The sequence below is a fragment of the Rhodococcus shunpengi genome (assembly GCF_048381395.1).
Taxonomy (GTDB): domain Bacteria; phylum Actinomycetota; class Actinomycetes; order Mycobacteriales; family Mycobacteriaceae; genus Rhodococcus.
In genome coordinates, this window is record NZ_JBLWIU010000033.1 from 1 (window position 1) to 14,587 (window position 14,587).

Here is a 14,587-nt window from a genome sequence, read left to right on the forward strand (position 1 = left end):
TACCCGAGTAGCACCGGGCCCGTGAAATCCGGTGTGAATCTGTCGGGACCACCCGATAAGCCTGAATACTCCCTGGTGACCGATAGCGGACTAGTACCGTGAGGGAAAGGTGAAAAGTACCCCGGGAGGGGAGTGAAATAGTACCTGAAACCGTGCGCTTACAATCCGTCAGAGCCTTCGAGCAGCTTGCTGCTGGGGGTGATGGCGTGCCTTTTGAAGAATGAGCCTGCGAGTTAGTGGCATGTCGCGAGGTTAACCCGTGTGGGGTAGTCGTAGCGAAAGCGAGTCCGAATAGGGCGTCTGTAGTGGCATGTTCTAGACCCGAAGCGGAGTGATCTACCCATGGCCAGGGTGAAGCGATGGTAAGACGTCGTGGAGGCCCGAACCCACTTAGGTTGAAAACTGAGGGGATGAGTTGTGGGTAGGGGTGAAAGGCCAATCAAACTCCGTGATAGCTGGTTCTCCCCGAAATGCATTTAGGTGCAGCGTCGCGTGTTTCTCACCGGAGGTAGAGCTACTGGATGGTCTAGGGGGCCCACAAGCTTACCGAAATCAGCCAAACTCCGAATGCCGGTGAGTGAGAGCGCGGCAGTGAGACTGCGGGGGATAAGCTTCGTAGTCGAGAGGGAAACAGCCCAGATCGCCGGCTAAGGCCCCTAAGCGTGTACTAAGTGGAAAAGGATGTGGGATCGCTGAGACAACCAGGAGGTTGGCTTAGAAGCAGCCACCCTTGAAAGAGTGCGTAATAGCTCACTGGTCAAGTGGTTCTGCGCCGACAATGTAGCGGGGCTCAAGTACACCGCCGAAGCCGCGGCACTCACATGAACCCGCTGGGTCTCCACGGAGATTCAGCCAGGTGTGTGGGTGGGTAGGGGAGCGTCGTGCAGCCGTAGAAGCGCCGGAGTGATCCAGGTGTGGAGGCTGCGCGAGTGAGAATGCAGGCATGAGTAGCGAAAGACGAGTGAGAAACTCGTCCGCCGGATGACCAAGGGTTCCTGGGCCAGGTTAATCCGCCCAGGGTGAGTCGGGACCTAAGGCGAGGCCGACAGGCGTAGTCGATGGACAACGGGTTGATATTCCCGTACCCGTGTATCCGCGCCCAATGGCGAATCAGTTGTGCTAACCGTCCAAAAGGTTGGTCGTCTCCTTCGGGAGTCGACGAACTGGCTGCACGGGACCCTGATTGTAGTAGTCAAGCGATGGGGTGACGCAGGAAGGTAGCTGGGCCAGGTGATGGAATACCTGGTGTAAGCCGGTAGGGCGTGACATAGGCAAATCCGTGTCACATACAGCCTGAGAGGTGATGCGTACCCGTTGAGGGGAATTCAGTGATCCTATGCTGCCGAGAAAAGCCTCTAGTGAGTTGGTACACGGCCCGTACCCCAAACCGACACAGGTGGTCAGGTAGAGAATACCGAGGCGATCGAGAGAACTGTGGTTAAGGAACTCGGCAAAATGCCCCCGTAACTTCGGGAGAAGGGGGACCACGCCCGGTGACGATCCTAGCGGTCCGAGCTGGGGGTGGTCGCAGAGACCAGAGAGAAGCGACTGTTTACTAAAAACACAGGTCCGTGCGAAGTCGTAAGACGATGTATACGGACTGACGCCTGCCCGGTGCTGGAAGGTTAAGAGGACCGGTTAGCCATTTCGGTGGCGAAGCTGAGAATTTAAGCCCCAGTAAACGGCGGTGGTAACTATAACCATCCTAAGGTAGCGAAATTCCTTGTCGGGTAAGTTCCGACCTGCACGAATGGCGTAACGACTTCTCTGCTGTCTCGACCACAGACTCGGCGAAATTGCATTACGAGTAAAGATGCTCGTTACGCGCGGCAGGACGAAAAGACCCCGGGACCTTCACTATAGCTTGGTATTGGTGTTCGGTTCGGTTTGTGTAGGATAGGTGGGAGACTGTGAAGCTCATACGCCAGTATGGGTGGAGTCGTTGTTGAAATACCACTCTGATCGTATTGGACCTCTAACCTCGGACCATGATCTGGTTCAGGGACAGTGCCTGGTGGGTAGTTTAACTGGGGCGGTTGCCTCCCAAAATGTAACGGAGGCGCCCAAAGGTTCCCTCAGCCTGGTTGGCAATCAGGTGTCGAGTGCAAGTGCACAAGGGAGCTTGACTGTGAGACTGACAGGTCGAGCAGGGACGAAAGTCGGGACTAGTGATCCGGCACCGGCATGTGGAAGCGGTGTCGCTCAACGGATAAAAGGTACCCCGGGGATAACAGGCTGATCTTCCCCAAGAGTCCATATCGACGGGATGGTTTGGCACCTCGATGTCGGCTCGTCGCATCCTGGGGCTGGAGTAGGTCCCAAGGGTTGGGCTGTTCGCCCATTAAAGCGGCACGCGAGCTGGGTTTAGAACGTCGTGAGACAGTTCGGTCTCTATCCGCCGCGCGCGTTAGAAACTTGAGGAAGGCTGTCCCTAGTACGAGAGGACCGGGACGGACGAACCTCTGGTGTGCCAGTTGTCCCGCCAGGGGCATGGCTGGTTGGCTACGTTCGGAAGGGATAACCGCTGAAAGCATCTAAGCGGGAAGCCTGTTCCAAGATGAGGTTTCTCACCCCCTCGAGGGGGTAAGGCCCCCGGCAGACCACCGGGTTGATAGGCCGGAACTGGAAGCCCAGCAATGGGTGGAGGTGACCGGTACTAATAGGCCGAGGACTTACCACGAAGATGTTACGCGTCCACTGTGCGGTATCTGAAACAACACACACATCAGATACCGGAAATCCCCCTGCGGGAGAACCGAATCCGATGCGTGGAATATTGTTTCATAGAGTTACGGCGGCCATAGCGACAGGGAAACGCCCGGTCCCATTCCGAACCCGGAAGCTAAGCCTGTCTGCGCCGATGGTACTGCACTCGACAGGGTGTGGGAGAGTAGGACACCGCCGAACACCCGTTCCGGAAGGGGACCCACACTGTGGGTCCCCTTTCGTGTTTTCCGGGTCCTCTTCAGACCTGTCGGAGGATCCCACCCCACGGAAAGTCCTTACGCTCCAAAAGGATTTCGGGTACGGTGTGCCCGCTCCGATCGCCGGCACCCAACGGATCACGACCTCGTAACAAACACGCTCTGTTCCAGGCTATGCCCACTTATGTCGGTAACGTCCGCTCATGCACGATCGCACGGTTCGTGTGGGTTTCGGCGTGTGAGCGCCTGTCGGGGGCGTTCTCGTCGACGACGAGGAGGGGCGAGACGATGACGAATCGATCGACTACGGGTACTGCCGGCAGGTTCACGGCGGTGATCGCGGGACTGGGACTCATCGGCGCGGCCGTCACAGGATGCACGAGCGTCGACACCGACACCGAGGGCTCGACCCTCGAGCGGCTCCAGCAGGAAGGCACCGTCACCGTCGGGTTCGCCGGCGAGGCACCCTACAGCTTCATGCAGGACGGCGAGCTCACCGGCGCCACCGTCGCTCTGCACCGCGAGATCTTCAAGAACCTCGGCATCGACAACGTCGAAGGTGTGGCCACCGACTTCGGTGCGCTCATCCCCGGCCTGCAGGCCGGACGATTCGACGTCGTCAGCGCCGGCATGTCGATCCTCCCGCAGCGTTGCGAACAGGCACTGTTCAGCGAGCCGGAGTTCAACTACACCACCGCACTCATGGTCCCGCAGGGCAATCCGGAACAACTCGCCGACATGCAGTCGATCGCCGAGAGTGGCGTCCGGATGGCGGTCATGACCGGCGCGATCGAAGCGGACTACGCCTCTGCGCTCGGTATCGACGCGATGCAGGTGGCGTCTCCCCAGGACGGGATGGATGCGGTCGTCAACGGACGCGCCGACGTCTTCGCGCTGACGGGTATCTCCCTGAACTGGATGAAGCAGAACAACGAGGGTGCGCCCGTCGACGTCACCGAGTCGTTCGTCGCGGAGATCGACGGGGTGCCTCAGGTGGGCGCCGGCGGAACGGTCTTCCGCAAGGAGGACACCGAACTGCGCGACGCCTACAACGAGGAACTCGCGAAGATCACGTCCGATCCGCAGAAGTACCTGTCGATCGTCGGCGAGTTCGGGTTCACGGAGGCGGAGATGCCCGATCCGGGGCTGACGACCGAGATGCTCTGCGAGGGCGTTTCCTGATCCCGGCTGCGTCGTAATGGATTTCGGTTCCAAGATCGAACTGCTGTGGAACTCCCTTCCGCAACTGTTCGACGGTCTGCTCGTCACCGTCGAACTGACCGTGGGGAGTGCGGTCTTCGCGTTCCTGCTCGCCGTGGCCCTCGGGCTGGCGGCAGGCGCGAAGAACCTCGCCCTGCGCGGCAGTGCGCGGGTGTTCATCGAGTTCTTCCGCGGCACTTCGCTTCTCGTTCAGCTGTTCTGGTTCTTCTACGTCCTGCCGTTGTTCGGGTTCCGGCTCGAATCGATCGTGTGCGGGATCCTCGCCCTGTCGCTCAACTACGGCGCCTACGGAGCGGAGGTGGTGCGCGGTGCGATCGCCTCGGTGCCGAAGCCGCAACTCGAGGCGGCGACAGCGCTGAATTTCGGCTACTGGCAACGCATGCGACGGGTGATCTTCCCGCAGGCCTGGGCCGAGATGATCCCGCCGCTGACCAATCTGCTCATCCAGCTGCTCAAGGGAACGGCACTGGCGAGTTACATCCTCCTGCAGGACCTCACATTCCAGATCGAGCAGCTCCGTAGAGGCAGTGGCGACACCATCTTCGCGTTCGGTGTGGGGTTGGTGCTGTACTTCGTGCTCGGCTATCTGCTGACGCTGCTGATGAATGCGCTCGAGGTGCGCGCCAAGAGTCGACTCGGGACCGGTCCCACTCTGCGTGAGATCTTCGGGCTCGCCCCTGTCTTCGATCAGCCGGTAGGGGCACGCTCATGACCGTCGATTGGAGTTGGGAACGCGCGGCCGACGCGCTTCCGGTACTGCTCGAAGGGTTCCGGATCACCTTGCTGGCCACGGTCCTCGGATTCGTGGTCGCCGCGGTGCTCGGGCTGGTGGTGGCCGTCGCCCGTCGCTCGCTGCCGAAGGTCCTCGCGACGGCGTTGTCCGCCGTCGTCCAGTTCATCCGGCTCACCCCGCTCGTGGTGCAGCTGCTGTTCGTCTACTACCTGCTCCCGCAGTTCAGTGCGTTGCAGATCGGCATCGCGGTACTGGGGATCCACTACTCGACCTACATGGCCGAGGTGTACCGGGCGGGCATCGACGCGGTTCCGAAGGGACAATGGGAGGCGTGCCGCGCCCTGTCGTTGTCGCCGATGCGCACGTGGCGTGCGGTGATCCTGCCGCAGGCCGTGCGCCGCGTCGTGCCTGCGCTGGGAAACTATGCGGTGTCGCTGTTCAAGGACACCCCGTTCCTGTTCACGATCTCCGTCGTGGAGATGGTGACCGCGGCCCAGCAGTTCGGTGCGCGCAACTTCCAGTACCTCGAGCCGCTCACGCTGGCCGGCCTGATCTTCCTCCTCGCCAGCTACCCGACGTCGTTGCTCGTCCGCCGATTGGAGCGTCGCCTTGCCTATTGAGATGCACAAGGAAGCCGGTGCCGACGGCGACTCGCTGTCCGCCGCCACGTCCGACGGGTCGATGATCCGATTCGACTCCGTGGTCAAGAAATTCGGCGATCACGTGGTCCTCGACCATCTCGACTTCACCGTCGCTCCGGGGGAACGGGTCACGTTGATCGGTCCGAGCGGTTCGGGCAAGACGACCATCCTGCGCCTGCTCATGACCCTCGAGAAGATCGACGACGGTGTGGTGTGGGTCAAGGGCGAACCGCTCAGCCACGAACGCAAGGGGTCGCGCCTCGTCCCGGCCTCCGAGCGCTACCTGAGGACGATGCGCCGCAACATCGGCATGGTCTTCCAGCAGTTCAACCTGTTCCCCAACATGAACGTGATGGAGAACCTCACCGAGGCTCCGGTGCACGTCCTCGGCCGCAGCAAGGCCGACGCACGCGACCGTGCGCGGGAATTGCTCGCGATGGTCGGTCTGTCCGACAAGGAGACCGCCCATCCCACACAACTGTCGGGTGGTCAGCAGCAGCGGGTCGCGATCGCCCGTGCCCTCGCGATGGATCCGGAGATCCTGCTGCTCGACGAGGTCACCTCGGCCCTCGATCCCGAACTCGTCGCCGACGTGCTGGACGTGCTGCGGACGATCGCCGAGACGACCGACATCACGATGCTGATCGTGACGCACGAGATGCACTTCGCCCGCGACGTCTCCGATCGTGTGCTGATGTTCGACCAGGGTCGCATCGTGGAGGAGGGTCCGCCCGAGCGCATCTTCACCAGTCCCCGGGAGGAACGCACCCGCAAGTTCCTCGACGCGGTGCTGGCGGGGGAGTGAGGCCGGCCGTCAGTCCGCGAGCGGGGTCGCCAGCCGGGTCGGTTCGGAGCGGCCACGCAGGGTGATCTCCTCGCCCAGCTCCCACCGGGCGCGTTCGTCCTCCGGGGCGAGCTGCACGGTGCGGGCCGACGCCGCGACGTAACCCGGAACGGTCTTCGCGAGATCGGACAGTCTCGCGGCTTCGTTGACCGGATCGCCGATCACGGTGTACTCGAAGCGTTCCTGAGCGCCGATGTTCCCGGCGACCGCGCGACCTGCCGTGACCCCGATACCTGCGCGACACTCCGGCACTTCGTCGGCGAGGCGTCGTGCCATCCTTCTCGCCGCGCCGAGCGCGGAGCCGGCGGCGTTGTCGAGGGCGACCGGCGCCCCGAAGATCGCGAGCGCCGCGTCGCCCTCGAACTTGTTGACGAATCCTTCGGCCGCGTGGACCTCTTCGACGACGACTGCGAAGAATCGGTTGAGCAGCGCCACCACTTCGGTGGGCGGGCGACTCGCGGCCAACGCGGTGGAGCCGACGATGTCGACGAACAACACCGCGACGTCCCGTTCTTCGCCGCCGAGGACACCGGGATTGGCCAGCGCCGCGGCCGCGACCTCCCGTCCGACATGTCTGCCGAACACGTCGCGCAGCTTCTCGCGTTCGCGCAGTCCTTCGGCCATCCGGTTGAATCCCGTCTGCAACTGCCCCAATTCGGTTCCGTCGTAGACGACGACCGCGGTGTCGAAGTCACCCGACGCGATTCGCTGCATCCCGGCGCGCACCGATTCGATCGGCGCGATCGTCGACCGGATGGTGAGGAACATCAGCAGCGAGCCGGTGAGCAGACCGAGTCCGCCGATGGCGAGGATCGTGATCGCCAGTCGCGTGGGCGTGACGGGACGGATGAAGCTGAAGACCGCGATGAACAGCAGGCCGACGACGGGCACCGCGCTACCCAGGGCCCAGGCGAGCATCACCCGTCCGGTGGTGCCGGCCAGTCGCGGACGGCGAGGCGTTCCGACCTCGAGCGCGCGCGCCGCGATGGGGCGCAACGCGAAATCGGTGAACATGTACGCGAATCCGCACACCGTGACGCCGGCCAGGGTGATGGTCAGCGCGACCTTCGGGATCGTCTGTGGGTCGATGACCCCGAAACCGACGGTGAACAGGATCAACCCGATGAACCACAGTGCTCCTTGCTGGAGGGTGGTGCGCCAGGGCATCCGCAACGCGATCCGCTGTTCCTGCGGGGTGGGTGGGCGGTTCTCCAGCGCCCACCGCAGCCTGCGGAGCGTCGCCCGGGTACCGAGTACCGAACCGACCACGACGGCCGAGACCACGTAGACCGGAGCGAGGATCGCGGTCACGATGAGGAAATCGGAGCTCAGCACGGAGGGGCCCGGGATCACGACGTTGATGAGAGCAGCCACGATCAGGGCACCGACGAGATGCGTACCGATGAGCGAGAACGTCAACAGGGTCTGGATCCGGATGCGTTGCCGTCGGATCGGTTCGGCAGGCTCTCCCAGGATCGCCGATCCGAGCGGGGCCGTGCGGTGACTGCGTGCGGGCATGGTCGTTCGAGACTAGTCGAGTCGATCCTCTAGGGTGGCTGTGTGCGTCTTGTGATTGCCCGTTGCCGTGTGGACTACATCGGACGCCTGACGGCTCATCTGCCGACGGCCCGACGTCTCCTCCTCGTCAAATCCGACGGTTCGGTGAGTGTCCACGCCGACGACCGTGCCTACAAGCCTCTGAACTGGATGAGCCCACCCTGTTGGCTCGAGGAGGAGTCCGTCGAGGACGCCGAGGCCCTGTGGGTGGTCACCAACAAGGCGGGTGAGCAGCTCCGGATCACTCTCGAGGAGATCGACCACGATTCGAGCCACGAGCTCGGTGTCGACCCCGGCCTGATCAAGGACGGTGTCGAGGCGCACCTGCAGGAACTTCTCGCCGAGCACGTCGAGACCCTCGGGACGGGCTTCACCCTGATCCGGCGCGAATACCCCACGGCGATCGGCCCGGTGGACCTGTTGTGCCGCGATGCCGACGGAGCGACCGTCGCCGTCGAGGTGAAGCGCCGCGGCGAGATCGACGGTGTGGAACAGCTCACCCGTTATCTCGAACTGCTCAACCGGGATCCGCTGCTCGCACCCGTCAGTGGCGTGTTCGCGGCCCAGCAGATCAAGCCGCAGGCACGGACGCTGGCCACGGACCGCGGCATCCGCTGCCTCGTGCTCGACTACGAGGCGCTGCGGGGTACCGAGAGCACCGAGTTCAGATTGTTCTGATCGTGCCGCGCCGCAACAGATCCCGCACCGGTCGCAAGCGCGGCGGGGCGGCCGACGAATCCCCGACCTATTTCGGGGCGACGGTGCGCACCGAGAACGGTCCCGCGGGGGCCGAAGGGGAACGCTTCACTGTGCGCACCGTGCCGGGTTCGCGTGCCACCAAGCCGTACCGGTGCCCGGGATGCGATCACGAGATCGCGCCGGGAACACCCCATGTCGTCGCCTGGCCGACCGATGCGCTCGGCGGTGCGGAGGACCGGCGGCACTGGCACAGCGGATGCTGGGCGGGACGCGGGACCCGCCGCCCCACGCGACGCTGGTCCTAGCGTTCGGTCGCCGTTCGGCCGTCGCCTCAGGGAAGGTCGGCGAACGCCTTCTTGACGTCGCGGTACCACCCCATCGCTTTGATCGGGTGCCGCCAGCGTCCTTTCATCTGTTCGTGTGCCGGCTGATGGGTCGCGTCGCCACCTCGAGCGGCATCGCGCAGATGACGATCCTGTGCCTTGATGATCTCGTCGGCGGTCTCTCCGCTGAACTCCAGGTCGCAGGGGCCACCCAGCTGTCGGCAGGTCATGGTCTTCACGGCGTCTCCTCTGTCGGTGAGGGTCGGTTGCACCCGAGATACTGCGTCGAGCTATCGGCACGGTGTGTGCCGATAGCGAGAATCATGCTCCCGATTGCGGCGACCGTCAACGGCACGGAGCGTGTCGATAGAATTGCGCGTATGACCGATTCGCCCACTGGCCCGCGACGCCGCGGCGCTGCGCGCACCCGAGAGCTGCTGCACGCGGCGCTCGAACTCGCGGCCGAGGTCGGTTACGCGGGGCTGAGCATCGAAGCGGTCGCACGACGGGCCGGAGTCGGGAAGCACACGATCTACCGGCGCTGGCCGTCCATCGCAGCGCTCCTGCTCGACGCGCTCGGCCTCGTGTGGGTCAACGATCTGGATTACCGCACGGACGGGGACGTCAGGTCGGACCTGCACGAGCAGTTCGTGCGCTCGTGTCACGCCCTGTCCACGCCGCCGATCGGACCCGTCTACCGAGCCGTCATCGCCGAGGCCCAAGCGGACCCACAACTCCGGGCCACGTTGTACGAACGGTTCCTGTCCACGGTCGAACAGCGCACCTACGATCGGATCCTGCGAGCCCAGCGCAACGGTGAACTCGTCCCCGGGGCGGAGCTGGAGTATCCCGCGGAAGTGCTGTGCGGAACCCTCTACTACCGCTGGTTGTTAACACCCCGGCCTGTCGACGAGCAAGCGATCGAGGGGCTGATCGACATGTTCATGGCCGCCTACGGGAACCGGGCATAGACGGCCGCGGCCGATCGGGACCGGCGCGTCCGTTCGGCGCCTCAGCCGGCGGTGCCCGGCGCAGACGCTCGCGGCGCGGTATCGCGGTCGGCGATCGCCTGGCGCACCTCGTGGACGGCCGTGCGGATGGTGTCGCCGTAGGGATCGTCGGGGAGCGCGGACATGTGGTCCTGCCCGCGGTCGAGATGTTCCGCGGCCGCCCGGAACGACCCGAGGCGGCGGAAGTCGTCGGCCAGGTTCAGGTACAGGCTGGGATAGAAGCCAGCGACCCGGAGGGTGTCGTGGTGTCGTTGTGCGCGCCCGTCGGTGAGGGCATCGGCAGCGTCGAGGGCGCGGACATTCCAGACCAGGGACTCGGCGGGATCGTCGTACAGATCGGCGAGGTAGTGCGCGAGCGTGCAGCGATGGAACGCGTCGCCCGCCGCACCGATCCGCTCCCAGAGGGACAGCAGGTCGCGCCGGGCCGACTCGGTGTCGCCGTCGCGGCCGCGAAGGACCGCTGCGCTGATCGCATCCATCGTGGGATCGGGTGTCGAGGGGGAGGTGGACATGGTGGGGCTCCTGTCGAGGGATTCGGCAGATCGGGGACGCTGCGTCAGGAGGCACTGCTTCCGGGGGCACTGCGCGGCATGACGAGCGTGGTGAGATCCCCGTCGTCGGCCGACCGGACGGTGACCGGCAGATCGGTATCGCGCACGTCGAGCATCAGGTCGTCGCCGAGCGCATGACTCCAAGCGGGATACACGGTGACCAGGTCGAACCAGATCGTCAGCTCCGGTCCGGTGGCCGTACCGTCGAGCGGTGCCTCGTCCCCGTCGGGGAACACCAGGACCGGCCCGTCGGGGGAGGTCCGTAGGCCGACCGTCTCCGGTGCTCGCTGTTCGAGCACCGTCACCACGCGGCGTTTGCCGAGGGTGACCCGCTGCGTCACCGCGGGGAGAGATTTCAGGAGGAGGTGGTGGTCGGGGAACGGCTCGGGAAACAGACGGCAATGGAGGACGTCGCCGCTGGAGGTGCGGAAGGTGACCGCCCGCTCGTCCGCTTCGACGGTCACCGACGGACTGCGTCGGAGCCGGGAGGTCGCGAGCCGCAGGTCGTCGCCGGAGAGCGTGCCGGCCCAGGACGGGCAGGTCGGATCGGTGGGCACGAGTGTCCGGGTGGCGAGCCGGTACCGGTCGGTGGCGGTCAACCTCACGCAGCCGGACTCGGTTTCCATGTGCACGCCGTTCAGCACCGGGATGTCGGGGTCGTGACCGGTGGAGGCCGAGACCTGATCGACGGCACCGGCGAGGACGGGTCCGGGCACCGTGCAGATCGCGCGACGTGATTCGGCCCGCAGGGACGCGCCGAGTGTCTCGGCGGCCCGTCGGAGCCTCTCGGCCTCGGTGGTCATCCCGGCGACGTGCTCATCGAGCAACCTCGCTGCCTCGTCCGCGTCGGCGGCGAAGAACTCGCCGATGGCGGGCAGCGGCATCCCGATCTCCCGCAACTGCCGCAGCCGGCAGGCGCGGGAGACCTGGGATCGGCTGTAGAACCGGTATCCCGTCGACGGATCGACCTGCGCGGGGCGCAGCAGGCCGGCGTCGTCGTAGAACCGCAATGCGCTCGCGGTCAGTCCGACGAGTTCGGCGAACACGCCGATCGACATCATCTCCGGATCGGTCACCGGCCCATCATGGAGCTTCGACCGACTCGAAGGTCAAGCCCGACGGGCGGCAACCGTCAGTTGCGGACCTTGCTGGCCACGGCGGGGGAGCGACCCTGCACACCGGAACCGACCGAGGGTGAGCGATGCGGTGCCGAGGCGTTCGGCGTGCGCGGCGTGGACTGCGAGCCCTGCCCGCCGGTGTTCGGCTGCGCAGCCGAGTTCGAGCCGGATGCGGAACCGGGGGCATCGCTCTTCGGGATCCGCACCGTCCGGTCGGCCTGCGGCAGGGGCGTGGTCTTGTCGGTCTGCGGCAGCGGCGCGGTCTTGTCCGCCTTCGCGTCGGCTTCGGTGGGTGCCGGCTCCGTCGGGCTCTCGTCGTCCGAACCCTTCTCGTCGCCGCTCTGCTTGTCGGCGCCTTGCTTGTCGCCGCCCTGCTTGTCGCGCGCCGTGCCGAGGACGGTCGTGCGGGGCTCGTCGAGCGAGATCTCCCGGTCGAGCAGTTCGCCTTCGCGGTTGATCGCCGCGAGGAGGGTGGGGACGTCGTCGAGCTGCTCGCGGACGGCGTCGAGCTGGCCGAGGATGCGTCCGCGCAGCACGCGGAGTTCCTCCGTGAGGTCGCGCGCGTTGGCGACCTTCCGTTCGGACTGTTCGGTGGCGCGGCTGAGCCGTCGTTCGGCTTCCTGCGTGGCCTCCTCGACACGGCGTTCGGCCTCGGCCTTGCTCGTCCGTTCGAGTTCGTCGAGGGCTCCGAGCAGCTTCGTGCGACGCTCGGCCATCGTGATCTCGAAGTCCTGCTGCACCTGCTCGCGCTTGGCCTCGGCCTCGGCGTCGAGTCGCTCGGCCTCCGCGCGGGCCGCGGCCACGATCCGCTCGGCCTCGGCGCGGGCCGCGGTCATCGTCCGCTCGTGCTCGGCCGCGAAGGCGATGCGGGTGTCCTCGAGTTCGGCGAGCTTCTTCTCGTAGTCGCCCCGGAGGCGGATGCCCTCCTGCTCCGCCAGCGAGATCATCTCGGCGGCGTCGGCCTCGGCGCGGGCACGAAGCTCGGAGGCCTCGTCGGAGGCGAGACGCAGCATCCGCGAGATGCGGTCGCTCATACCCTCGGCGGTGGTGGGCGGCACCGACAGACGGTCGACGTCCTTGCGGAGTTCGTCGATCTCGTTGCGGGCGTTCTCGAGCTGACGGGCCAGATCGCGGGCCTGCGCGGCGGCGGCGTCGCGGTCGGTGGCGGTCACGCGCAGCTCGGCCTCGAACCGGGCGAAGTAGTTGGTCACCTCGTCGCGGTCGAATCCCTTCCGCACGATGGAGAACGGCAGGTGGCTGGGTGCGCGATCACGATCGAAGACCATGGAGACAATCTACCCGGTCCCTGCGGGTACGACCCGGGTGCGCTCCCGCCCCATCCGTCTTCGGGAGCGCACCGGAACGGCCGTCAGTGAGCGGGATGTGCTGCGGGTTCGACGAGCTCGACGAGGACGCCGCCCGCGTCCTTCGGATGCAGGAAGTTGATGCGCGAATCGGCGGTGCCGCGACGGGGTGCGTCGTACAGCAGCCGGACGCCGCGCTCGCGCAACGCCGTGGAGACGGCATCGATGTCGGAGACGCGGTAGGCGAGCTGCTGCAGGCCCGGGCCGTTGCGGTCGATGAACTTCGCGATCGTGGAGTTCTCGTTCAGCGGGGCGAGCAGCTGGATCATGGTGGACCCTTCGGGGGTCCCCGGAACCGCCAGCATCGCCTCGCGCACGCCCTGCTCCTCGTTGACTTCCTCGTGGGTGGACACGAGGCCGAGGTTCTCGGCGTACCAGGTGAGAGCGGCATCGAGGTCGGGCACCGCGATACCGACGTGATCGATGGCGGTGACGAGTCCGGAAGCGAGAACGGACGCCGCCGGAGTGGATGTGGGAGAGGTCTCGGTCATGCTCTAGACGGTAGCGGTACCGTTGAGTGCACTCCTATCGGGATTCAGGTGAATATCCGATTGGAGTTTTCCGATCACATGCCGATCTTTCGGAGGAATGTCCCGTGAGCAGTTCTGTCATCGTCGCCGGAGCCCGGACGCCCATGGGGCGCCTGCAGGGTTCGCTCAAGGATTTCTCCGGATCGGATCTCGGTGGCGTGGCGATCAAGGGCGCACTCGAACGCGCCGGTGTGGCTCCTGAGCAGGTCGAATACGTCATCATGGGCCAGGTGCTCACCGCCGGCGCCGGCCAGATCCCGGCCCGTCAGGCGGCCGTCGCCGCCGGCATCCCGATGGACGTGCCGGCACTGACGATCAACAAGGTGTGTCTGTCGGGCATCAACGCGATCGCGATGGCCGACCAGCTGATCCGCGCCGGCGAGTTCGACGTCGTCGTCGCCGGCGGCCAGGAGTCGATGAGCCAGGCCCCGCACATGCTCGAAAAGTCCCGCGCCGGCTTCAAGTACGGCGATGTGACCCTGCGCGACCACATGGCCTACGACGGTCTGCACGACATCTTCACCGACCAGGCGATGGGCAACCTCACCGAGTCGGCCAACTCGGGCGAGCGCTTCGTCTCCCGCGCCGAGCAGGACGCCTTCGCCGCCGCCTCGCACCAGCGGGCTGCCCGCGCCTGGAAGGACGGCCTGTTCGACGACGAGGTCGTGCCGGTGTCGATCAAGCAGCGCAAGGGCGACCCGATCGTCTTCGCCGCCGACGAGGGCATCCGCCCGGAGACCACCGCCGAGTCGCTCGGATCGCTGCGTGCGGCGTTTGCGAAGGACGGCACCGTCACCGCCGGTTCGGCCTCGCAGATCTCCGACGGTGCCGCCGCGGTCGTCGTGATGAGCAAGGCCAAGGCCACCGAGCTCGGCCTGAGCTGGATCGCCGAGATCGGCCGCCACGGTGTCGTCGCGGGACCGGACTCGGCCCTGCAGTCGCAGCCGGCACGGGCGATCGCCCGGGCCTGCGAGCGTGAGGGCCTCGACCCGACCGAGCTCGACCTCGTCGAGATCAACGAGGCGTTCGCCGCCGTCGGCATCGTCTCTGCCCGCGAGCTGGGCATCGATCC

13 protein-coding genes, 2 rRNA genes and 1 pseudogene are annotated in these 14,587 nt (G+C 65.6%); 10 read left to right on the forward strand and 6 right to left on the reverse strand.

All coding sequences use genetic code 11. The annotated features are described in order from the left end of the window. The 6 genes from ACNJ7K_RS20205 to ehuA all read left to right on the forward strand — a co-directional run. Positions 1-2,680: ribosomal RNA gene (locus tag ACNJ7K_RS20205) — 23S ribosomal RNA — on the forward strand; the annotation flags it as partial. 110 nt (positions 2,681-2,790) lie between these two features. Then, positions 2,791-2,907: ribosomal RNA gene (gene rrf / locus ACNJ7K_RS20210) — 5S ribosomal RNA — on the forward strand. A gap of 305 nt (positions 2,908-3,212) precedes the next feature. After that, entirely contained in the window at positions 3,213-4,106 is an 894-nt protein-coding gene (gene ehuB / locus ACNJ7K_RS20215) for an ectoine/hydroxyectoine ABC transporter substrate-binding protein EhuB (protein ID WP_120282114.1), read from the forward strand. Between the two features lie 16 nt (positions 4,107-4,122). After that, entirely contained in the window at positions 4,123-4,857 is a 735-nt protein-coding gene (gene ehuC / locus ACNJ7K_RS20220; RefSeq protein WP_159418698.1) for an ectoine/hydroxyectoine ABC transporter permease subunit EhuC, read from the forward strand. Then, positions 4,854-5,498 (forward strand): ectoine/hydroxyectoine ABC transporter permease subunit EhuD, encoded by a 645-nt coding sequence (gene ehuD, locus ACNJ7K_RS20225; RefSeq protein WP_120282116.1) that lies wholly within the window; start codon positions 4,854-4,856, stop codon positions 5,496-5,498. The genes ehuC and ehuD overlap by 4 nt, the downstream gene beginning before the upstream one ends. 61 nt (positions 5,499-5,559) lie before the next feature. Next, positions 5,560-6,324 (forward strand): ectoine/hydroxyectoine ABC transporter ATP-binding protein EhuA, encoded by a 765-nt coding sequence (gene ehuA, locus ACNJ7K_RS20230; RefSeq protein WP_174247159.1) that lies wholly within the window; start codon positions 5,560-5,562, stop codon positions 6,322-6,324. A gap of 9 nt (positions 6,325-6,333) precedes the next feature. Here ehuA and ACNJ7K_RS20235 read toward each other — a convergent pair whose 3' ends face one another. Beyond that, complete coding sequence (locus ACNJ7K_RS20235; protein ID WP_159418696.1) at positions 6,334-7,881, reverse strand: adenylate/guanylate cyclase domain-containing protein; 1,548 nt, start codon at positions 7,879-7,881, stop codon at positions 6,334-6,336. Between the two features lie 42 nt (positions 7,882-7,923). Here ACNJ7K_RS20235 and nucS point away from each other — a divergent pair, with 42 nt between their 5' ends. Both nucS and ACNJ7K_RS20245 read left to right on the forward strand, forming a co-directional pair. Beyond that, positions 7,924-8,598, forward strand: coding sequence for an endonuclease NucS (gene nucS / locus ACNJ7K_RS20240; RefSeq protein WP_006554723.1), 675 nt, complete (start codon positions 7,924-7,926; stop codon positions 8,596-8,598). A gap of 2 nt (positions 8,599-8,600) precedes the next feature. Next, entirely contained in the window at positions 8,601-8,924 is a 324-nt protein-coding gene (locus ACNJ7K_RS20245) for an ATP/GTP-binding protein (RefSeq protein WP_159418695.1), read from the forward strand. Between the two features lie 26 nt (positions 8,925-8,950). On the opposite strand, the gene ACNJ7K_RS20250 is transcribed toward ACNJ7K_RS20245, so the two are convergent. Beyond that, positions 8,951-9,172, reverse strand: coding sequence for a hypothetical protein (locus tag ACNJ7K_RS20250; RefSeq protein WP_228525501.1), 222 nt, complete (start codon positions 9,170-9,172; stop codon positions 8,951-8,953). 150 nt (positions 9,173-9,322) lie between these two features. Between ACNJ7K_RS20250 and ACNJ7K_RS20255 the strand changes: the two genes are divergently transcribed. After that, a complete protein-coding gene (locus ACNJ7K_RS20255) occupies positions 9,323-9,913 on the forward strand; it encodes a TetR/AcrR family transcriptional regulator (RefSeq protein ID WP_230787799.1) in 591 nt (196 codons plus the stop codon). Between the two features lie 41 nt (positions 9,914-9,954). Here ACNJ7K_RS20255 and ACNJ7K_RS20260 read toward each other — a convergent pair whose 3' ends face one another. The 4 genes and pseudogenes from ACNJ7K_RS20260 to mce form a co-directional block, all read right to left on the reverse strand. Beyond that, positions 9,955-10,464, reverse strand: a complete 510-nt coding sequence (locus ACNJ7K_RS20260; protein ID WP_268655505.1) for a hypothetical protein — start codon at positions 10,462-10,464, stop codon at positions 9,955-9,957. A gap of 44 nt (positions 10,465-10,508) precedes the next feature. After that, positions 10,509-11,579 (reverse strand): DNA polymerase III subunit beta family protein, encoded by a 1,071-nt coding sequence (locus tag ACNJ7K_RS20265; protein WP_487042095.1) that lies wholly within the window; start codon positions 11,577-11,579, stop codon positions 10,509-10,511. Positions 11,580-11,851: 272 nt separating this feature from the next. Then, positions 11,852-12,907 (reverse strand): annotated as a pseudogene (locus tag ACNJ7K_RS20270) (hypothetical protein); the annotation flags it as partial. Positions 12,908-12,990: 83 nt separating this feature from the next. Continuing rightward, positions 12,991-13,476, reverse strand: a complete 486-nt coding sequence (mce, locus tag ACNJ7K_RS20275) for a methylmalonyl-CoA epimerase (RefSeq protein WP_016694038.1) — start codon at positions 13,474-13,476, stop codon at positions 12,991-12,993. A gap of 104 nt (positions 13,477-13,580) precedes the next feature. On the opposite strand from mce, the gene ACNJ7K_RS20280 reads away from it, so the two are divergent. After that, on the forward strand, positions 13,581-14,587 hold a 1,007-nt coding region (locus tag ACNJ7K_RS20280; RefSeq protein WP_487042096.1), incomplete at its 3' end, for an acetyl-CoA C-acetyltransferase.